The organism is Pseudomonas sp. FW305-3-2-15-C-LB1 (assembly GCF_058787615.1).
In genome coordinates this window covers 76,527-96,268 of sequence record NZ_JBYSZX010000010.1, presented here as the reverse complement: position 1 = coordinate 96,268, position 19,742 = coordinate 76,527, and the positions used below count along the sequence as shown (strand labels likewise).

Here is a 19,742-nt window from a genome sequence, read left to right as displayed (position 1 = left end):
TGCCGCTCCAAAGGTGGGAGCGGGCTTGCCCGCGAAGACACGGGCACATTCAACATTAGTTTCGACTGTTATACCGCTTTCGCGGGCAAGCCCGCTCCCACAGGGGTCCTGTGGTGATTTCAACTGTTCAGCGAGCCTTGGGTTTCTTCGCTGTTTCCAATCGACGCAAATGGCAGGTCACTTCCTCACGGTCGTGGTACAGCTGCTTGCAGCCGATCTCCACGCGAATGCCACGCGCCTTGAAGCCGTCCTCGATGCGCTCCAGCAAACGCTTCACTTCGGCGTAGCGCTGCTTCATCGGCAACTTCAGGTTGACCACCGCCTCGCGGCAATGCCCTTCGCCGATCCAGGTTTCCAGCAGCGCGGCATTACGCGCCGGCTTCTCGACGATGTCGCAGACCATCCAGTCCACCGGCTGTTTGGGCACGAAGGTGAAGCCGTCGGCCATCAGGTGCTGGACCAGGCCGGTGTCCATCAGGCTTTCGGCCATGGGGCCGTTGTCGATGGCGGTCACCAGCATGCCGCGGTTGACCAGTTGCCAGGTCCAGCCGCCTGGCGCCGCGCCGAGGTCGACACCGGTCATGTCGCCGTGCAGGCGCTCGTCCCACTGGTCGCGGGGGATGAAGTGGTGCCAGGCCTCTTCCAGCTTCAGGGTCGAGCGGCTGGGCGCCTCGCGGGGGAACTTGAGGCGCGGGATGCCCATCGGCCACATCGCCGAGTTATTCGACTCGGCCAGGCCCATGAACACTTCGCGGCCGCTCTTGAAGGTCAGTAGCAGGCGCGGTTTGCTCGGGTCGTCCACCAGCTTGCCAGCGTTGAGCAACGCCTTGCGCAAGTGCACTTCGAATTTCTTGCAGAAGTTCGACAGCTCCTTGCCGTCGTTGGTATCGACCATCTCCAGCCACAGGCTGCCGCACACCGGAAAGTCGCGCAGGTGGGCGAGGATCACGCTGATGCGGTCGGTTTCCGGCAGGTCGATGAATACCCCGCGCGCCCACTGCCTGGGGAAGATCAGCTCGGCAAAGCGCTGGCCGTGCATCAAGCGCTGGGCGCCGTCTTCTTCGGTGCAGACGAATTCGGCGCAGGCGCTGCCGGTCTTGGCCTTGGCGTAGCCGGAAACGTTCAGGCGCGCGGCGTGTTCCGCGATCTCGGAACAGACTTCGCCTTCAAAACCCGGGCGGCAGTGCATAAAAAGGGTGTTCATTGAATCTCCTGGCAACTGGCTTGCGCTATCGCAATACCTGTCATGAAAACCCGCGCATGATAACGGAGTTCGGAACCTTGGACTTAACGATAGAGTCCAGTTATTAGCCTGCTAATGAAAACAGGGCTAAGTTGATAGCTCTGTTCGTCCCGTCGGGTCCGTAGCCGTGCGGACCATAAGGAGTTGTGTCATGTCATCGCTTGATAGCCTGAGAACCCTTAAAACACTGCAAATCGACAACAAGACCTATCACTACTTCAGTTTGCCCGAGGCCGCCAAGAGCCTGGGTGACCTCGACAAGCTGCCGATGTCGCTCAAGGTGCTGCTGGAAAACCTGCTGCGCTGGGAAGACGACAAGACCGTCACCGGCGCCGACCTCAAGGCCATTGCCGCGTGGCTCAAGGAACGCCAGTCCGACCGCGAGATCCAGTACCGCCCGGCCCGGGTATTGATGCAAGACTTCACCGGCGTACCCGCCGTGGTCGACCTGGCCGCCATGCGCGCCGCCGTGGCCAAGGCCGGGGGCGACCCGCAGCGCATCAACCCGCTGTCCCCGGTGGACCTGGTGATCGACCACTCGGTGATGGTCGACAAGTTCGGCAGCACCAGTGCCTTTGAGCAGAACGTCGACATCGAGATGCAGCGCAACGGCGAACGCTACGCCTTCCTGCGCTGGGGCCAGAGCGCATTCGACAACTTCAGCGTGGTGCCGCCGGGCACCGGCATCTGCCACCAGGTCAACCTCGAATACCTGGGCCGCACGGTGTGGACCAAAGACGAAAACGGCCGCACCTATGCCTTCCCGGACACCCTGGTCGGCACCGACTCCCACACCACCATGATCAACGGCCTTGGCGTACTCGGCTGGGGCGTGGGCGGGATCGAGGCGGAAGCGGCGATGCTCGGCCAACCGGTGTCGATGCTGATCCCGGAAGTGATCGGCTTCAAGCTCACCGGCAAATTGAAGGAAGGCATCACCGCCACCGACCTGGTGCTGACCGTGACCCAGATGCTGCGCAAAAAGGGCGTGGTGGGCAAGTTCGTCGAGTTCTACGGCGACGGCCTGGCCGACCTGCCGTTGGCCGACCGCGCCACCATCGCCAACATGGCCCCGGAATACGGCGCCACCTGCGGCTTTTTCCCGGTGGATGAGGTGACACTGGACTACCTGCGCCTGTCCGGGCGCCCGACAGAAACCGTGAAGTTGGTCGAGGCGTACACCAAAGCCCAGGGCCTGTGGCGCAACGCCGGCCAGGAACCGGTATTCACCGACAGCCTGGCCCTCGACATGGGCAGCGTCGAAGCCAGCCTGGCCGGGCCGAAGCGCCCACAGGACCGCGTAGCCCTGCCGAATGTGGGCCAGGCCTTCAGCGACTTCCTCGACCTGCAATTCAAACCCACTACCAAGGAAGAAGGTCGCCTGGAAAGCGAAGGCGGCGGCGGCGTGGCCGTGGGTAATGCCGACCTGGAGGGAGAAGCCGACTACGAATACGAGGGCCAGACCTATCGCCTGAAAAACGGCGCGGTGGTGATCGCCGCGATCACCTCCTGCACCAACACCTCCAACCCCAGCGTGATGATGGCCGCCGGGCTGGTGGCGAAAAAGGCCGTGGAAAAGGGCCTGACCCGCAAGCCGTGGGTGAAAACCTCGCTGGCCCCCGGCTCCAAGGTGGTCACCGACTACTACAAGGCCGCCGGCCTGACCCAGTACCTGGACAAGCTCGGCTTCGACCTGGTCGGCTATGGCTGCACCACCTGCATCGGCAACTCCGGACCATTACCGGAGCCAATTGAAAAAGCCATCCAGAAGGCGGACCTCGCGGTGGCATCGGTGCTGTCCGGCAACCGCAACTTCGAGGGCCGGGTGCACCCACTGGTGAAAACCAACTGGTTGGCGTCGCCACCACTGGTCGTCGCTTATGCCCTGGCCGGCACCGTGCGCATCGATATCAGCAGCGAACCGCTGGGTAACGACCAACAAGGCAACCCGGTGTACCTCAAGGACATCTGGCCAAGCAGCAAAGAAATCGCCGACGCCGTGGCCCAGGTCAGCACCGGCATGTTCCACAAGGAATACGCCGAGGTGTTTGCCGGTGACGCGCAATGGCAAGCGATTGAAGTGCCACAGGCCGCCACCTACGTGTGGCAGAAGGACTCCACCTACATCCAGCATCCGCCGTTCTTCGATGATATTGCCGGCCCCCTGCCGGTGATCAAAGACGTCAAGGGCGCCAACGTGCTGGCCCTGTTGGGCGATTCGGTGACCACCGACCACATCTCCCCCGCCGGCAATATCAAGACCGACAGCCCCGCCGGCCGTTACCTGCGCGAACAAGGCGTTGAGCCTCGCGACTTCAACTCCTACGGCTCACGCCGTGGCAACCATGAAGTGATGATGCGCGGCACCTTTGCCAACATCCGTATCCGCAATGAAATGCTCGGCGGTGAGGAAGGCGGCAATACGCTGTACATCCCAACCGGCGAGAAAATGCCGATCTACGACGCCTCGATGAAATACCAGGCGTCGGGCACGCCGCTGGTGGTGATCGCCGGCCAGGAATACGGCACCGGCTCCAGCCGCGACTGGGCGGCCAAGGGCACCAACCTGCTGGGGGTGAAGGCGGTGATCGCCGAGAGTTTCGAGCGTATCCACCGCTCCAACCTGGTGGGCATGGGCGTGCTGCCATTGCAGTTCAAGCTGGACCAGAACCGCAAGTCGCTCAAGCTGACCGGCAAGGAGAAAATCGACATTCTCGGGCTGAGCGATGTGGAGATCGTTCCGCGCATGAACCTGACGCTGGTGATTACGCGGGAGGATGGCAGTACGGAGAAGGTTGAAGTGTTGTGCCGGATCGATACGTTGAATGAAGTGGAGTACTTCAAGTCGGGTGGCATCCTGCACTATGTGCTGCGCCAGTTGATCGCCAGCTAAAGATCAAAGGTGATCAAATGTGGGAGGGGGCTTGCCCCCGATGGCAGTGTGTCAGGCTAAGCATTTTTGCCTGATCCACCGCTATCGGGGGCAAGCCCCCTCCCACATTTCGACCACGTTTAACGTTTCAAATCAGCCGAACAACCACTTCCACAGCAGCACCAGCACGACTACAGCCAACACCGGCCGCGCAATGCGGTAAGCCTTCGGATGCTTGCGCTTCCACTGCTTGACCACGCCACTGAACTTGTCGCTGAAGGTCTTGCTCCAGGCATACGCCTGGTTGATCCCGCCCACGCGCTCGTCATCCAGGTTCTGCGGCGCAGTCGCGCGGCCCAACTGCTTGCTGACCCAGCGATTGACCCGGGTCATCAGGCGGTTACTCAGCGGTCGCTCGATGTCGCAGAACAGGATCACGCGGGTCTGTTCGGTTTCGTTCTTGACCCAGTGCACGTAGGTCTCGTCGAACATCACGTCTTCACCGTCGCGCCAGGCATAGACCTGGCCGTCGACGAAGATGCGGCAGTCGTCGGAGTTCGGCGTGGACAGGCCCAGGTGGTAACGCAGGGAACCGGCAAACGGGTCGCGGTGCGGGTTGAGGTGGCTGCCGCCCGGCAACAGCGCGAACATCGCGCCTTTCACATTGGGAATGCTGCTCACCAAGGCCACGGTTCTGGGGCACAGCGCCTCGGCCGATGGCAGGGGTTTGTCGTACCACTTAAGGTAGAAACGCTTCCAGCCCTTCTTGAAAAACGAGCCAAAACCGGCGTCGTTGTTCTTTTCGGCGGCGCGGATGTAGCCCTCGTCGAACAGGTGCATGGCCTCTTCGCGAATCACTTCCCAGTTGTCCTTGAGCACGTCCAGTTCCGGGAACTTGCTGCGATCCAGGTACGGCTTGGACGGCACGGCCGAAAACAGATACATCAGGGCGTTATAGGGGGCGAACAGCGCCGAATGGTTGACGAACTGGCGCAACAGCGGCAAACGCGCCTTGCCGCGCAGGTGCACATACAGCGTGCTGCCGATAAACAACGCCAGCACCGACAGCTTGGCGGCCAAAGAAAAGGTCATGCAGCAACTCCTGGAAATAAGCGCCTGGCCAACAGCAGACGTAGCAGCCGGCCATGATAAACAGTTGGGCCAGTATGCAGAAGGCCTAAGGTATTGGCGCTGACATACATCAAGCCTGGTTTTCCTGCTCGGTAAACAAATCGCTGAACAGCATGCTCGACAGGTAACGCTCACCGGAGTCCGGCAGGATCACCACGATGGTCTTGCCCTGCATTTCCGGCTTCTCGGCCAGGCGCACGGCCACGGCCATCGCCGCGCCGCAGGAGATACCGCACAGAATCCCCTCCTCCTGCATCAGGCGCAGGGCCATGGCCTTGGATTCGTCGTCGGTCACCAGCTCCACACGGTCAACCATCGACAGGTCAAGGTTCTTCGGCACAAACCCGGCGCCGATGCCCTGGATCTTGTGCGGGCTGGGCTTGATCTCTTCACCGGCCAGGGCCTGGGTGATCACCGGGGAGACCATCGGCTCGACCGCCACCGACAGGATCGGCTTGCCCGCGATGTTCTTGATATAGCGCGACACCCCGGTGATGGTGCCACCGGTGCCCACGCCCGCCACCAGCACGTCCACGGCGCCATCGGTGTCATTCCAGATTTCCGGACCGGTGGTTTTCTCGTGGATCGCCGGATTCGCCGGGTTTTCGAACTGAGCCGGCATAAAGTAGGTGGCCGGATCGCTGGCGACGATTTCGCCGGCCTTTTCGATTGCACCCTTCATGCCCTTGGCCGGCTCGGTCAGCACCAATTCAGCGCCGAGGGCCTTGAGTACCTTGCGACGCTCGATGCTCATGGATGCCGGCATGGTCAGCAGCAACTTGTAGCCACGGGCAGCGGCGACAAATGCCAGGCCGATGCCAGTGTTGCCGGAGGTAGGTTCGACGATGGTCATGCCCGGCTTGAGTTTGCCGGTGCTTTCGGCGTCCCAGATCATGTTGGCGCCAATGCGGCACTTCACCGAGTAGCCCGGGTTACGTCCTTCGATCTTGGCCAGGATGGTCACGCCACGCGGTGCGATCCGGTTGATCTGCACCAGGGGCGTATTACCGATGGAGTGCGCGTTGTCTGCAAAGATGCGGCTCATGACGGGTCCTATTGGCGGTATTCAGGAAGGCAACAAGGGTATGCCTCGTGCTGCAAAGCGTCCAGTCGGAGGAACGTTGCGCCCATCGCAAGAGTCCATCCCCTATACGGACAGAGGACCCCTCTCATGAAACGTCGCTACAGCTGGCCACTATGGACCGTTGCCGGAGTACTGGTGGTACTGGTCGCCTTGAGCATTGCCCTGCCCTATCTGGTGCGCAACTACCTGAATGACAAGCTCGCTGACATGGGCGACTATCGCGGCCACGTCACCGACGTCGACCTGGCCCTGTGGCGTGGCGCCTACAAGATCAACGGTTTGGAGATCATCAAGGTCGACGGCAAGGTGCCAGTACCGTTCGTCAAGGCGCCGCTGATCGACCTGGCAGTGAGCTGGCACTCATTGTGGTACGACCATGCGGTAGTGGCCAAGGTGCTGTTCATCAACCCTGAGGTGAACTTCGTCGACGGCGGCGCCAACCAGCAGGCCTCCCAGACCGGTAAAGGCACTGACTGGCGCGAGCAGTTGAGCAAGCTGGCGCCCATCACCCTCGATGAAGTGCGCATCGAAGAGGGCAAGATTGCCTTCCACAACTTCAGCTCCAAACCACCGGTCAATCTCAATGCAACGTCGGTCAACGCCAGCTTCTATAACCTGACCAATGTGGTCGACGTCAAGGGCAAGCGCGATGCCCGCTTCGACGGCAAGGCCCTGCTCCAGGGCCAGGCGCCGCTGGAAGCCAGCGCCACTTTCGACCCGCTGAGCAACTTTGAAAACTTCGAATTCCGCTTCCGCGCCAAGGACCTGCAGCTCAAGCGCATGAATGACTTCGCTTCGGCCTATGGCAAGTTCGACTTCAAGGCCGGCACCGGTGATGTGGTGATCGAAGCCCAGGCGGAAAACGGCCAGTTGACCGGCTATATCAAGCCGCTGCTGCGCGATGTCGAAGTGTTCGACTGGCAGCAGGACGTGGAAAACAAAGACAAGAACATCTTCCGCTCGATCTGGGAAGCCGTGGTCGGCGCCAGCGAAACCGTGCTGAAAAACCAGCACAAAAACCAGTTTGCTACCCGTGTCGAACTCAGTGGCAGCGTGCACCAGCAGAATGTCAGCGCGTTCTCGGCGTTTTTGGCGATTTTGCGCAATGGGTTTATCCAGGCGTTCAATGCGCGGTATGAACAGCCCAAACCTTCGGCGGATTGAATGTGACCGGTCATTCAGAGACTGAATATTCCACCTGCGTTCACAGTCGCCGGGGCTGCGCGGTATAGTCCCGGCATTGATGAATGCGAGGAAGCACCGATGAAGTTCGAAGGCACCCAGGCCTATGTGGCTACCGATGACCTGAAACTGGCCGTCAACGCCGCCATCACCCTGGAACGGCCGCTGCTGGTCAAGGGCGAACCGGGCACCGGCAAGACCATGCTCGCCGAGCAACTGGCCGAGTCCTTCGGTGCCAGGCTGATTACCTGGCACATCAAGTCCACCACCAAGGCCCACCAGGGCCTGTACGAGTACGACGCGGTGAGCCGCCTGCGCGACTCGCAACTGGGCGTGGACAAGGTGCACGACGTGCGCAACTACCTGAAGAAGGGCAAGCTCTGGGAGGCCTTCGAGTCCGAAGAACGAGTGATCCTGCTGATCGACGAAATCGACAAGGCCGACATCGAGTTCCCCAACGACCTGCTGCAAGAACTCGACAAGATGGAGTTCTACGTCTACGAAATCGACGAGACCATCAAGGCCAAGAAACGCCCGATCATCATCATTACCTCCAACAACGAAAAAGAACTGCCGGACGCGTTCCTGCGCCGCTGCTTCTTCCACTACATCGCCTTCCCCGACCGCACCACCCTGCAGAAGATCGTGGATGTGCACTACCCGGACATCAAGAAAGACCTGGTCAGCGAAGCGCTCGACGTGTTCTTCGACGTGCGCAAAGTGCCCGGCCTGAAGAAAAAGCCCTCCACCTCCGAACTGGTCGACTGGCTCAAGCTGCTGATGGCCGACAACATCGGCGAAGCGGTGCTGCGCGAGCGCGACCCGACCAAGGCCATCCCGCCGCTGGCCGGTGCGTTAGTGAAGAACGAGCAAGACGTGCAGTTGCTGGAACGTCTGGCGTTCATGAGCCGTCGCGGTAATCGCTGATGTTGCTCAACCTGTTCAACGAGATGCGCGCCGCCAAGGTGCCGGTGTCGGTGCGCGAGCTGCTTGACCTGATCAATGCGCTGAAGCAGCGCGTGACCTTTGCCGACATGGACGAGTTCTACTACCTGGCCCGGGCGATCCTGGTCAAGGATGAACGGCATTTCGACAAGTTCGACCGGGCCTTCGGTGCCTATTTCAACGGCCTGGAAAAGCTCGACGACCACCTGCAGGCGTTGATCCCCGAAGAGTGGCTGCGCAAGGAGTTCGAACGCTCGCTGACCGATGAGGAACGTGCGCAGATCCAGTCCCTCGGCGGCCTCGACAAGCTGATCGAGGAATTCAAGAAGCGCCTGGAAGAACAGAAAGAACGCCATGCCGGCGGCAACAAGTGGATCGGCACCGGTGGCACCAGCCCGTTTGGTTCCGGCGGCTATAACCCCGAAGGCATTCGCGTCGGCGATGCCGGCAAGCGCCAGGGCAAGGCCGTCAAGGTGTGGGACCAGCGCGAGTACAAGAACCTCGATGACCAAGTGGAACTGGGCACGCGCAACATCAAGGTCGCCCTGCGCCGCCTGCGCAAGTTTGCGCGCCAGGGCGCGGCGGAAGAGCTGGATATCGACGGCACCATCGACCACACCGCCCGCGACGCCGGCTTGCTGAATATCCAGATGCGCCCGGAGCGGCGCAACACCATCAAGCTGCTGTTGCTGTTCGATATCGGCGGTTCGATGGACGCCCATGTGAAGATCTGCGAAGAACTGTTCTCTGCGTGCAAGACCGAGTTCAAGCACCTGGAGTACTTCTACTTCCACAACTTCGTGTACGAATCAGTGTGGAAGAACAACCAGCGCCGCACCTCGGAACGCACCTCGACCCAGGACCTGCTGCACAAATACGGCGCGGATTACAAAGTGATCTTTATCGGCGATGCCTCGATGGCACCGTATGAGATCACCCAGGCCGGCGGCAGCGTCGAGCATTGGAACGAGGAGCCTGGGTATGTGTGGATGCAGCGCTTCATGGCCAAGTACAAGAAGCTGATCTGGATCAACCCGTATCCCAAGGACACTTGGGGGTATACGGCGTCAACGGGGATTGTGCGGGAGTTGGTGGAGGATCAGATGTATCCGCTGACCTTGCGCGGGCTTGAAGAAGGGATGCGTTTCCTCTCCAAATAAACGCCCCCCCTAATACTGTAGGAGATCCAATGTGGGAGGGGGCTTGCCCCCGATAGCAGAGGCCCAGTCACTGATGTGTTGACTGAGACACTGCCATCGGGGGCAAGCCCCCTCCCACATTTTGACCTCAGTGTTTTTCAGGTCGTGGTGAACCGCTTCAGAAAGTCGATGTGCTGCTGGTGCGCCGTCTCCTGCACCACCGGCGCCAACCGCACCGTCTCCCCCGGCAAGCATTGCGCCAGCCGCGCCAGCGACAACGGCGTCAATGCACCCAGGCGCGGATAGCCACCGATGGTCTGTCGATCATTGAGCAACACGATCGGCTGCCCATCCGGCGGAACCTGGATCGCGCCCAGCGGAATGCCTTCGGAAATCAGCGACTGTCCCTGGTATTGCAACGGCGCGCCCAGCAGGCGCATCCCCATGCGGTCGGCGCGGCTGTCGAGGGCCCATGCGGTGTTGAAGGCGTCGAATAGGCTCTGGCCGCTGAATTGGCCAATCTGTGCGCCAACGATCACATCCAACGGTTTACCGGATTGCAAATCCGGTGCACTCAGCACCTTCATTGCACCACCTGTACCGGAGTAGACCAAGCGCCCTCCCTCGGCCAACGCCTTGCCGAAACCGTCCACCCCGCCCAACTCTTCACGCACAACCGTGGCGCAACTGCCAAGCACAGCCGGCGCATCAAAGCCGCCCGGTGCCGCAAGATAGGCCCGCGCACCGCTGAACGGCTGGGTGAAGCGCAAACGCTGGCCCTTTTGCAGGATAAAACTGCGGCCCGGGCTGATGGCGCGTTCATCGATGTACGCGCCCAGGTCTGCACCGGCCAGGGCCAGCAGGCAATAATCCTCGGCCTGCACGGTGAAACCGCCCAGGGTGATTTCCACCACCGGGGCGTCCAGTGCATTGCCCAGCAGCCAGTTGGCCCAGGACATCGACACCCAGTCCAGCGCCCCGCCCTGGGTCACGCCCAGGTGGCGTACGCCAAAGCGACCGGCGTCCTGCAACAGGCACAACGGCGTGCTGGCCTCGATCAGTAAGCGACTCATGCCTGCGCCTCCAACGGCGTGTCATCGCCACCCAACTTGATGAATTCAGCACGCTCGACCGCTTCGAAGCGCACCGTGTCGCCGGGCTGCATCAGGCTGTAGCCGTCGCGCCCGCGGTCGAAGAGCCTGGCCGGCGTGCGGCCGATCAGATTCCAGCCGCCCGGCGACACCACCGGGTAGGCGGCGGTTTGTCGTTCGGCGATGCCGACGCTGCCAGCTGCTACGCGTTTGCGTGGGGTGTTGAGGCGCGGAGTGGCGAGCAATTCATCCACCAGACCCGTAAAGGCAAAACCAGGGGCGAAACCGAGGGCAAACACCTGGTATTCGTGGGCACTGTGGCGGCGGATCACTTCGTCTATAGCCAAACCGCTGCGCTGGCTGAGCAAGGTCAATTCCGGGCCGACGCTCAAGTCGTACCACACCGGCAGCACATGGCACTGGCCGCCGCCCTGGGCTTGCGGCTGCAGGTCGGCAAGGGCCTGCTCGATCAGTGCTCGCGCCTGGGCCGGGTTCACGCCGCCGAGGTCGTAATGCACCATCAAAGTGGTATAGGACGGCACCAGGTCCACCAACGCCGCGCCGAAGCCACTGCGCAGGCGCTGGGTAGCGGCGAGCATCCACGGCATGTTGGTTTCGGCGATAGCATCAAACAGGCGCACCATCAGGCAGTCGATGGCGACCACTTCAATCCGTGGCTTCATGCTGGCTTCAATGCCTCGCGGATACGCTGTACCGCCGCGACCGAGCTTGCATTGTCGCCGTGCACGCACAGGGTATTGGCTTGCAGGAGCAGCGGGCTGCCGTCGCTGGCAATCAGCGCCTCACCACGGGCAAGGGTCAGGGCTTGCTGCACGATGGTGTCGGAATCATGGTGCACGGCGCCCGGCAACTGCCGCGACACCAGGTGCCCTTTGTTGTCATAGGCGCGGTCGGCGAAGGCTTCGAACCACAGGGTGACACCGTATTCGGCGCCCAAGGCCTGGGCCGCGCTGTTGTCACGGGTAGCGAGCAGCATCAGCGGCAGTTCGCCGTACGCCGCCACGGCCTGGATCACTGCGCGCAATTGCACGGGGTTGACCATCATGTCGTTGTACATCGCGCCATGGGGCTTGACGTAGCTGACCCGCCCGCCCTGGGCACGGCAGAGACCATCGAGCGCACCGATCTGGTAGTGCAACAGGTCCTGGATTTCCTGCGGGGTATAAGCCATGGAGCGACGGCCAAAGCCTTGCAGGTCCTGGTACGCCGGGTGTGCACCGATTTGCACGCCATGCTTGAGCGCCAGGCTGACGGTCTTGCGCATGATGCTCGGGTCACCGGCATGGAAACCGCAGGCCACGTTGGCGCAATCGATGAACGGCATGACCTCGGCGTCCAGACCCATGGTCCAGTTGCCAAAGCTTTCGCCGATGTCGCAATTGAGTAAAAGACGGCTCACGGACTGTCGCTCCTGTAGGCTTTGTTTGCTTGTAGTGTGGGATTTTTTACGCAGAACTCGCAACTTGTCCTGACACCCCAACGGCGCTTATCGTGCAATGGCTCGATTTTTGGCGCTGGCCCGGTGCGGCGTCCAACTAATAAAAACCGATCCATGCATAAGAAAAAGTTGATCCCATGAATTTGAAGTTCCTCGAAACCTTCGTCTGGGTGGCCAAGCTCAAGAGTTTCCGCCTGACCGCCGAGAAGCTGTTCACCACCCAGGCCTCGATCTCCAGCCGCATCGCGGTGCTGGAAAGCGAGTTGGGGGTGAAGTTGTTTCTGCGTGACTCACGGGGCGTGAGCCTGACCCCGGAAGGCTTGAAGGTGCTGGATTACGCCGAGCAGATGATGGTGACCATGCAGGGCCTGAAGCAGTCCCTGGAGACCACCAGCAGCAAGGTCGGGCGCATCCGCATCGGTGCGATGGACACGGTGATCCATACCTGGCTCAGCCCCTTGGTGGCGGAATTGATGGACCACTTCCCCCTCGTGGAAATCGAATTGGTCGCCGATACTGCACTGAACCTCAGCGATCAGCTGCAAAAAGGCTTCCTCGACCTGATCCTGCAAACCGACCTGCTGCGCCTGGAAACCGTGCGCAGCCTGGAACTGGCCAGCCACCCCATGGCCTGGATCGTCGCCAGCCAGTCGATCTACAACCGCGACTACGCTTCCCTCGCCGAACTGGCCCAGGAGCGCATCATCACCTACTCGAAAAACTCCCACCCGCACCAGGACGTGATCAGCCTGATGCAAGCCAACGGCGTGGCCGCGCCACGCATGAACTGTGTGAACTCGGTGTCGGCCATCACCCGCCTGCTGCGCGATGGCTTCGGCATCGGCGCACTGCCGCCGGTGCTGGTCAGCGAGGAACTGGCGCGTGGGGAGTTGGTGATGTTGCCGATGGCGCAGAAGCTGCCGAACTTGCAAGTGGTGGTGTCGTGGCGCGTGGGGGTGGAGTTGGTGGAAGAGATTGTGGGGCTGTGCCAGAAGGTGGTTGCACGGTATGCCGAAGAGGTTGGCGTAGAGCGGATGCTACTGAGCACACAACCTCACTGAAGACACAGGATTAAAACTGTGGGAGGGGGCAAGCCCCCCACATTTTGTCTCAGAGGCCCTTGAGGTCGCGCTCTTCGATCGGCCGGCTCTGGCGCAGGCGCTTGCCGCCCAGCACCACCCAGTCGATCAGGCGGAACAGGCATTCCAGACCAAACGACAGCAGCATCGCCCCGCCCAGCCCCCAACCCATGGCCTCGGGCGTCAGCAGGATCTGGTAGCTGTAGCCGTTCCAGGTTTCCAGGCGGATATCCGGGTCAGCCGCCACCGCCACCTGCAGGGCGCGGATGTACCACGGGCCTTGCATGGCCTGGAATTGCTTGTCCAACGCCACCTGGCGGTCAAGCATGGCGCCCAGGCTGTTGGCATCGCTCTGGAACACCGGGTCATCACTGGCGCGGTAATGCGCCACCAACGCTTTCAAATCGCCGTTGAAGAACTGGCGTGCGGTGTTCTCAAACCCGCTGAGGCCGGTCTGGGCCTCGATCAGGTGCGCTTCGACGCGCTTGGCATAGTCGTTGATAAACCCCGGGACTTGCACGCCGATCAGCAGGCCAATCGCAAACAGCACCAACCGCAGATAACTGAGCAACATGGGCGATATCCTTACTCGGTAATGCCCTGGCTGACGCATTCACCGCGTCGCCACAGGCTCCATTGGCCCGGTTCGTAGCGGGTCCAGTTTTCGTTGTCGGTCAAAGGTTCAGTGGCAATCACCGTCACCACATCGTTAGGTGTGGTTTCGGCCTGAAAGTCGACGATCACGTCGACATCTTTCAGGCGCGCCGGGCCGAACGGCGCACGCCGGGTAATCTGTGCCAATTTGGTCGAACAGTAGCAGAACAGCCAGTCACCATCGCTGAGCAGGCAGTTGAACACGCCCTTGCTGCGGTATTCGGCACAGGCGGCGATCAGGTCCGGCAGCACTTTTTCGATGTCTACCGGCTCGGGGAAGGCTTCACGCACGCGGTTGAGCAGGTCGCAGAAGGCCGCTTCACTGTCGGTGTCGCCCACCGGGCGGTAGAACGTGGCGCGGGGATTGAAGTCCGCCAACTGGCCGTTATGGGCGAAGCACCAGTTGCGGCCCCACAGTTCGCGCACGAACGGGTGGGTATTGGCCAGGCTGACCTTGCCGACATTGGCCTGGCGGATATGGCCGATGACCACTTCGCTTTTGATGGGATAACGCTGCACCAGCAGCGCGACTTCCGACTCACTGCTGGCGGCCGGGTCCTGGAACAGACGCAGGCCACGGCCTTCGTAGAACGCGATGCCCCAACCGTCACGGTGGGGGCCGGTGCGCCCACCGCGCTGCATCAGCCCGGTGAAGCTGAACACGATGTCGGTGGGGACGTTGGCACTCATGCCCAATAATTCACACATGCCAGGGCTCTCGCTGCAGGGCGGACGACGTTAAAGGCGCGGTTCGACGCGCATACCGCTCACGGGTGCAGGACGGCGGAAGGGCACGTCGTCTTCATCTTGATCCGGCTCGGCGGCCAGGGCCGCATCGGCGGCGGCCTTGCGCTCGCGACGGGCCTTGGCGGCACGCTCGATGGGCCAGCGGATCAACACGAACACGAGGTACACGCCAAAGGCGATCATGGTGTACATGAACAGATCGGAGATGGCCCGCCAGGCGTTATTGCCGACCTTGAGCACCAGATCGAGGGCGGTGATGGCCACCGCCGGCGCGAACTGGGTCTTGACCGGGTCGACGATGGTCGGGCTCAACAGCAGCACCGCCATCAGCAATTGCAGCGGCTCGCGCAACCAGCGCCAGATCCAGCGGGTCATGCGCCACCACACCAACAGGCAGCCCAAAGCGGCGAAGGCGTAAAGGCCCCAAGCGGTCAGATAGTCGTTCTCGGTCATGGTGTCCATGGCAAGGTTGGCAAACAGGCGGCTATGATAACGGCTTTTGCGTGTCGCGGCTGCAATGCCTGCCACCGTCTGCCAGATAGAGATCAATCCTATGCCTGTATCGACTGCTCCGATTGCCCGCAAGGCCCAAGGCCCCGATCCGTACGCCTGGCTGCAAGAGCGCGACAGCGCCGAGGTGCTCGATTACCTCAAGGCCGAGAATGCCTGGCAGGAAGCGCAACTCGCCGACCAGAAGGCGCTGCGCGACAGCCTGTTCGAAGAGATCAAGGGCCGCATCCTCGAAACCGACCTGTCCCTGCCCTCGCCGTGGGGGCCGTACTTGTATTACACCCGCACCACCGCCGGTGACGAGTACGCCCGCCACTACCGCTGCCGCCGCCCGGCGGATGACAGCAACCAGGTGGATGACAACAGCGAAGAGCTGTTGCTGGACCCGAACGTACTGGCCAATGGCGGTTTCTTCTCCCTCGGCGCGTTCAGCATCAGCCCCGACCACCAGCGCCTGGCCTACAGCCTCGATACCAGTGGCGAAGAGATCTACACCCTGTACGTGAAGGAACTGGCCACCGGCAAGGTCAGCGAGCTGGAGTTTGAAGACTGCGACGGCAGCATGACCTGGGCCAATGACAGCCTGACGCTGTTCTTCGGCGAACTGGACGACACGCACCGCCCGCACAAACTCTATCGCTATCGCCTGGATGGCACGGCGGCGCAGGAAGTGTTCCACGAGCCCGACGGGCGTTTCTTCCTGCATTGCTACCGCTCCAGCTCCGAACGCCAGTTGCTGCTGTCGCTGGGCAGCAAGACCACCAGCGAAGTCTGGGCGCTGGATGCCGACCAACCGCAGCTGGCGTTCACCTGCCTGGCACCACGGGTCGAGGACCATGAGTACGATGTCGATCACGGTCAGCTGAATGGCGCGTGGACCTGGTTTATCCGCAGCAACCGGGATGGCATCAACTACGCGCTGTTCGTGGCCACCGACATTGGCGACGTGCCGACCGAAGGCGAATGGCAGAACCTGATCCCTCATCGTGATGACGTGATGCTCGACGGCGTCAGTCTCAACACCAGCGCCATGACCCTGAGCCTGCGCATCGGCGGCCTGCCGGTGATCGAGGTGCACCCGGAAGGATTGCCGGTGTATCGCGTGGAATTGCCCGACGCAGCCTATAGCCTCTACGTACAGAACAGCCTGGAGTTTGTCAGCGACAAAATCCGCCTGCGCTACGAAGCCCTGAACCGCCCGGCCCAGGTCCGCCAGTTGGAACTGGCCAACGGTGCACAACAGGTGCTCAAGGAGACCCCGGTACTGGGCGTGTTCAACGCCGACGACTACGTGAGCCAGCGCCTGTGGGCCACCTCCGCGGACGGCACCCAGGTGCCGATCAGCCTGGTGGTCAAGCGCGACCAGCTCGGCAAGCCCACACCGCTGTACCTGTACGGCTACGGCGCCTACGGTTCGAGCCTCGACCCTTGGTTCTCCCACGCCCGCCTGAGCCTGCTGGACCGGGGCGTAGCGTTTGCCATCGCCCACGTGCGCGGTGGTGGCGAGCTGGGCGAGGCCTGGTATCGCAACGGCAAGCAGGAACACAAGCAAAACACCTTCAGCGACTTTATCGCCTGTGCCGAACACTTGATCGCCGAGGGCCTGACAACATCCAGGCAACTGGTGATCAGCGGCGGCAGCGCCGGCGGCCTGTTGATCGGCGCCGTGCTCAACCAGCGCCCGGCGCTGTTCCAGGCGGCGATTGCCGAAGTGCCGTTCGTCGACGTGCTCAACACCATGCTCGACCCCGAGCTGCCGCTGACCATCACCGAGTACGACGAGTGGGGCAATCCGCAAGAGCCCGAAGTATATGAGCGCATCAAGGCCTACGCGCCTTACGAAAACGTCAGCGCCCAGGCCTACCCGCACCTGCTGGTGATCGCCGGCTACAACGACAGCCGCGTGCAATACTGGGAGGCCGCCAAATGGGTCGCCAAGTTGCGCGACACCAAGACCGACGACAACCTGCTGCTGCTCAAGACCGAACTGGGCGCCGGCCACGGTGGCATGAGCGGTCGTTACCAGGGATTACGTGACGTAGCGCTCGAATATGGATTTGTGTTCAAGGCGCTGGGGCTGGTTTAAGGAACTTAGCCGGGCGGCCCTGTCTGACCACAGGACCGCCTACTGATTGATGGATCAAGATTGCAGCCATGGCACTACCGACATTAATGAATACCGAAATCCGCGACATGCTCATGGATTGCGGCCTGTTCGACCCGCTGTTGCCGGAAGACTTTTACGTCGCTGCCGGCTACTTCAACATCAGCAGCATTGCCCGTGACGAAGCGATCTTCCTCGAAGGGGACGCCGGCACCTTCATGTGCATCATCCACAGTGGCCAGGTGGCGGTGCAGAAAACCAATCATGACGGCCAGCGCCTGACCATCGCTACCCTGCGCAGCGGCCGGGCCTTTGGTGAAATGGCGGTACTTGACGGCGAGCGGCGTTCCGCCAGTTGCGTGGCGGCCAGTGACTGCGTGCTGCTGAACCTGGGCCGGGATTCCCTGGAAAAGATGCTCAACGAAGCGCCCAGGATCGCCGCCAAGATCATCCGCGCGATTGCCATCGCCTTGTCCAAGCGCCTGCGCATGGCCGACGGGCAGTTACTGTCCCAGCAGTTCTAACCGCCCGGCGACTTCGGCTTGCTGTCGTTCTGCAACAGGCCGGGCACCGTCTGGTCCTTCGGCGGCGTGGGCAGCACGATAGGCACCAGTGGTGGCGAACCGTTGGTCTTGGGCACGGCAGGCGGGGTGACTTGCGGGTACAACGTCGGCGTCGGGGTGCCCGGCGCGCCTGGCGTCGGGGCGGGCGCGACCGGTACGGTTTGCAACTCCTGAGCCTGCGTCGCACCACAGGCGAGCGCGCTCAACACAATGACCGTTAGAATGCTGCACTTCATCGATGGCTCCATGGCCTGACCGGAATGTCACAAGGCTACTCCCAACCGCGCAAGAATGCCCTTCCCAATGAGATTTCCATGAAACGTTTCGTTCTGCTCGACACCACCCCGATCCCCGACAACGGCGGTGCCTTGTGCCTCTTCGAATACGGTGAAGATTTTGTCATCAAGATCCAGGGCGGTGACGGCGGCCAATTGATGAACACGCGCATGCACGGTTCCGAAGATGCGCTGGCGGAAATTCCCTGCCGCAAAGTTGCCGGGCGTCCGGATTCGCGGGTGCTGATCGGTGGCCTGGGCATGGGGTTCACCCTGGCCTCGGCGCTCAAACACCTGGGCAAGACCGCCGAGGTGGTCGTGGCAGAACTGGTGCCGGGGGTCGTGGAATGGAACCGTGGGCCGCTGGGAGAAAAATCCGGCCGGCCGCTGCTGGACCCGCGCACGGTGATCCGCCTGGAGGATGTCGCCAAGGTGCTGCAGGCCGAACCCCAGGGTTTTGACGCGATCATGCTGGACGTGGACAACGGCCCCGAAGGCCTTACGCAAAAGGCCAACAGCTGGCTTTACTCCGCCGGTGGCCTGGCCGCCTGCGCCAAGGCCCTGCGCCCCAAGGGCGTGCTGGCCGTGTGGTCGGCCAGCGCCGACAAGCTGTTCAGCGACAAACTGCGCAAGGCCGGTTTCAAGGCCGAGGAAGTCCAGGTGTTTGCCCATGGCAACAAGGGCACGCGGCACACCATCTGGATTGCACAGAAGGTGTGATCGGTCAGCGCAGGGAATTGCGGTAATCGATCACGTACGGCACTTTTTTGTCGAAGGTCTTTTCCAGTTCGTTACGGTCGAGCCTGGTCATGCCGCCCAGTTGATGGGCGGTAAAGCCGCTGTCGCCGACCTGTGAGCCGGGCGCCAGGCTGACCATGCGCTTGGCGACGGCTTCGATCGCGTCCTTGTAACCACCCTTCTTGTTCAGGTTGTACTTGCCCAAGTCAATTTGAGTGCGCAGCCAATTGCCCCAGTAGAACTCCAGGAACTCCGGTGCGACCTCGCCAGCCTCAGGTTTGCCATAGGCGGCCTTGCGGGTGAAATACACCAGGCTGCGGAACGTGTCGTCCTGCAGGTTCTTGAAACCCAGGTGTGCCGGCAACTGCTCGGGCGGCAGGGTCTGGCCCTGGCTGTCCTTGAGCCAGACCTTGCGCGCCGCTTGCATGCGCAGCCAGAAGCTCTTCATATCCGGGCTGTTGCTGAAGTCATCCGTGACCTTGACCCACATGTTCAAGCGAGGGCCGCCACCAGGGACTTCCCACAAGGTGGTGAAGCTATGGTGACCATCGGTCAGGTACAACTGGCCGCCGGGGCCGACTACCACGGTTTTCATGTCGTCGGGATGGGTGCCGACCGGGTCCTGGCAGGTAAAACTCGACGGCTGGTGCAAGTCCGCGCCCTTGGGCACCTTGTCGGCTTCGCCCTGGCCGTTGGTCTCGCAGTATTCATCGAAGACCTTGGCGGGTTTGTCCGCGAACAGCCCCAGGCTGTAGTAAATCTGGTCGAAGCCCACCACGGCCTGGGTCGGGTGCAGTTGTTCGAGGGCCACCTCGATCACTTGTCCGGGTTTTGGCGTGGAGAACGCTTGGGCGTGGGCAACTACCCCACACAACAACAGTGCAACAGTCCATGGATGCAGACGCATGAGTTTCAGATCCTTATGA

Annotated in this window: 19 protein-coding genes; 8 read left to right on the top strand and 11 right to left on the bottom strand. The window is 61.7% G+C overall.

The genetic code is table 11. The features are described from left to right. Window positions 1-127: 127 nt before the first annotated feature. Window positions 128-1,204: a 23S rRNA (cytidine(2498)-2'-O)-methyltransferase RlmM gene (gene rlmM, locus AC3WP7_RS19800; protein ID WP_071488999.1), complete on the bottom strand. Its 1,077-nt coding sequence runs from the start codon at window positions 1,202-1,204 to the stop codon at window positions 128-130. Between the two features lie 190 nt (window positions 1,205-1,394). Between rlmM and acnA the strand changes: the two genes are divergently transcribed. Beyond that, entirely contained in the window at window positions 1,395-4,136 is a 2,742-nt protein-coding gene (gene acnA / locus AC3WP7_RS19795) for an aconitate hydratase AcnA (protein ID WP_092247351.1), read from the top strand. 132 nt (window positions 4,137-4,268) lie between these two features. Here the strand turns inward: acnA and AC3WP7_RS19790 are convergent, their stop codons facing one another. Then, the gene (locus AC3WP7_RS19790) at window positions 4,269-5,207 is read right to left on the bottom strand and encodes an aspartyl/asparaginyl beta-hydroxylase domain-containing protein (protein WP_102592634.1); all 939 of its coding nucleotides are present in this window, start codon (window positions 5,205-5,207) and stop codon (window positions 4,269-4,271) included. 109 nt (window positions 5,208-5,316) lie between these two features. Continuing rightward, window positions 5,317-6,291, bottom strand: a complete 975-nt coding sequence (gene cysK / locus AC3WP7_RS19785; protein ID WP_071488996.1) for a cysteine synthase A — start codon at window positions 6,289-6,291, stop codon at window positions 5,317-5,319. Between the two features lie 126 nt (window positions 6,292-6,417). On the opposite strand from cysK, the gene AC3WP7_RS19780 reads away from it, so the two are divergent. The 3 genes from AC3WP7_RS19780 (at window position 6,418) to AC3WP7_RS19770 (ending at window position 9,617) form a co-directional block, all read left to right on the top strand. Then, window positions 6,418-7,494, top strand: coding sequence for a DUF748 domain-containing protein (locus tag AC3WP7_RS19780; protein WP_092247348.1), 1,077 nt, complete (start codon window positions 6,418-6,420; stop codon window positions 7,492-7,494). Window positions 7,495-7,593: 99 nt separating this feature from the next. Beyond that, window positions 7,594-8,439, top strand: coding sequence for an AAA family ATPase (locus AC3WP7_RS19775; protein ID WP_003189627.1), 846 nt, complete (start codon window positions 7,594-7,596; stop codon window positions 8,437-8,439). Further along, entirely contained in the window at window positions 8,439-9,617 is a 1,179-nt protein-coding gene (locus tag AC3WP7_RS19770; protein WP_071488994.1) for a vWA domain-containing protein, read from the top strand. Before AC3WP7_RS19775 ends, AC3WP7_RS19770 begins: the two co-directional genes overlap by 1 nt. A gap of 137 nt (window positions 9,618-9,754) precedes the next feature. On the opposite strand, the gene AC3WP7_RS19765 is transcribed toward AC3WP7_RS19770, so the two are convergent. From AC3WP7_RS19765 to AC3WP7_RS19755, 3 genes are read right to left on the bottom strand one after another with little or no spacing between them, the layout of a single operon-like run. Beyond that, window positions 9,755-10,669, bottom strand: coding sequence for a 5-oxoprolinase subunit C family protein (locus tag AC3WP7_RS19765; RefSeq protein WP_093126158.1), 915 nt, complete (start codon window positions 10,667-10,669; stop codon window positions 9,755-9,757). Next, a complete protein-coding gene (locus AC3WP7_RS19760) occupies window positions 10,666-11,370 on the bottom strand; it encodes a 5-oxoprolinase subunit B family protein (RefSeq protein WP_102592633.1) in 705 nt (234 codons plus the stop codon). Before AC3WP7_RS19760 ends, AC3WP7_RS19765 begins: the two co-directional genes overlap by 4 nt. Then, the gene (locus AC3WP7_RS19755; RefSeq protein ID WP_093126152.1) at window positions 11,367-12,107 is read right to left on the bottom strand and encodes a 5-oxoprolinase subunit PxpA; all 741 of its coding nucleotides are present in this window, start codon (window positions 12,105-12,107) and stop codon (window positions 11,367-11,369) included. The genes AC3WP7_RS19760 and AC3WP7_RS19755 overlap by 4 nt, the downstream gene beginning before the upstream one ends. Window positions 12,108-12,283: 176 nt before the next feature. Here AC3WP7_RS19755 and AC3WP7_RS19750 point away from each other — a divergent pair, with 176 nt between their 5' ends. After that, window positions 12,284-13,207, top strand: a complete 924-nt coding sequence (locus tag AC3WP7_RS19750) for a LysR family transcriptional regulator (protein ID WP_093126149.1) — start codon at window positions 12,284-12,286, stop codon at window positions 13,205-13,207. Window positions 13,208-13,256: 49 nt separating this feature from the next. On the opposite strand, the gene AC3WP7_RS19745 is transcribed toward AC3WP7_RS19750, so the two are convergent. From AC3WP7_RS19745 to AC3WP7_RS19735, 3 genes are read right to left on the bottom strand one after another with little or no spacing between them, the layout of a single operon-like run. Further along, the gene (locus AC3WP7_RS19745) at window positions 13,257-13,799 is read right to left on the bottom strand and encodes a DUF2937 family protein (protein ID WP_071488989.1); all 543 of its coding nucleotides are present in this window, start codon (window positions 13,797-13,799) and stop codon (window positions 13,257-13,259) included. Between the two features lie 11 nt (window positions 13,800-13,810). Then, entirely contained in the window at window positions 13,811-14,587 is a 777-nt protein-coding gene (locus AC3WP7_RS19740) for a class II glutamine amidotransferase (RefSeq protein WP_071488988.1), read from the bottom strand. Window positions 14,588-14,617: 30 nt separating this feature from the next. After that, window positions 14,618-15,154 carry a hypothetical protein gene (locus AC3WP7_RS19735; RefSeq protein WP_058425328.1) on the bottom strand — a complete coding sequence of 179 codons (537 nt, stop codon included), beginning with the start codon at window positions 15,152-15,154 and terminating at the stop codon, window positions 14,618-14,620. A 25-nt stretch (window positions 15,155-15,179) separates the two neighbouring features. Between AC3WP7_RS19735 and AC3WP7_RS19730 the strand changes: the two genes are divergently transcribed. Then, window positions 15,180-17,222, top strand: a complete 2,043-nt coding sequence (locus AC3WP7_RS19730; RefSeq protein WP_093126145.1) for a S9 family peptidase — start codon at window positions 15,180-15,182, stop codon at window positions 17,220-17,222. A 68-nt stretch (window positions 17,223-17,290) separates the two neighbouring features. Beyond that, window positions 17,291-17,764, top strand: a complete 474-nt coding sequence (locus AC3WP7_RS19725) for a cyclic nucleotide-binding domain-containing protein (RefSeq protein WP_071488986.1) — start codon at window positions 17,291-17,293, stop codon at window positions 17,762-17,764. On the opposite strand, the gene AC3WP7_RS19720 is transcribed toward AC3WP7_RS19725, so the two are convergent. Next, window positions 17,761-18,039 carry a hypothetical protein gene (locus AC3WP7_RS19720; RefSeq protein WP_071488985.1) on the bottom strand — a complete coding sequence of 93 codons (279 nt, stop codon included), beginning with the start codon at window positions 18,037-18,039 and terminating at the stop codon, window positions 17,761-17,763. The genes AC3WP7_RS19725 and AC3WP7_RS19720 overlap by 4 nt on opposite strands. A gap of 78 nt (window positions 18,040-18,117) precedes the next feature. On the opposite strand from AC3WP7_RS19720, the gene AC3WP7_RS19715 reads away from it, so the two are divergent. Then, the gene (locus AC3WP7_RS19715; RefSeq protein ID WP_071488984.1) at window positions 18,118-18,798 is read left to right on the top strand and encodes a spermidine synthase; all 681 of its coding nucleotides are present in this window, start codon (window positions 18,118-18,120) and stop codon (window positions 18,796-18,798) included. A gap of 4 nt (window positions 18,799-18,802) precedes the next feature. Here the strand turns inward: AC3WP7_RS19715 and AC3WP7_RS19710 are convergent, their stop codons facing one another. Beyond that, window positions 18,803-19,723: a ParB/Srx family N-terminal domain-containing protein gene (locus AC3WP7_RS19710; RefSeq protein ID WP_102592632.1), complete on the bottom strand. Its 921-nt coding sequence runs from the start codon at window positions 19,721-19,723 to the stop codon at window positions 18,803-18,805. Between the last annotated feature and the right edge of the window lie 19 nt (window positions 19,724-19,742).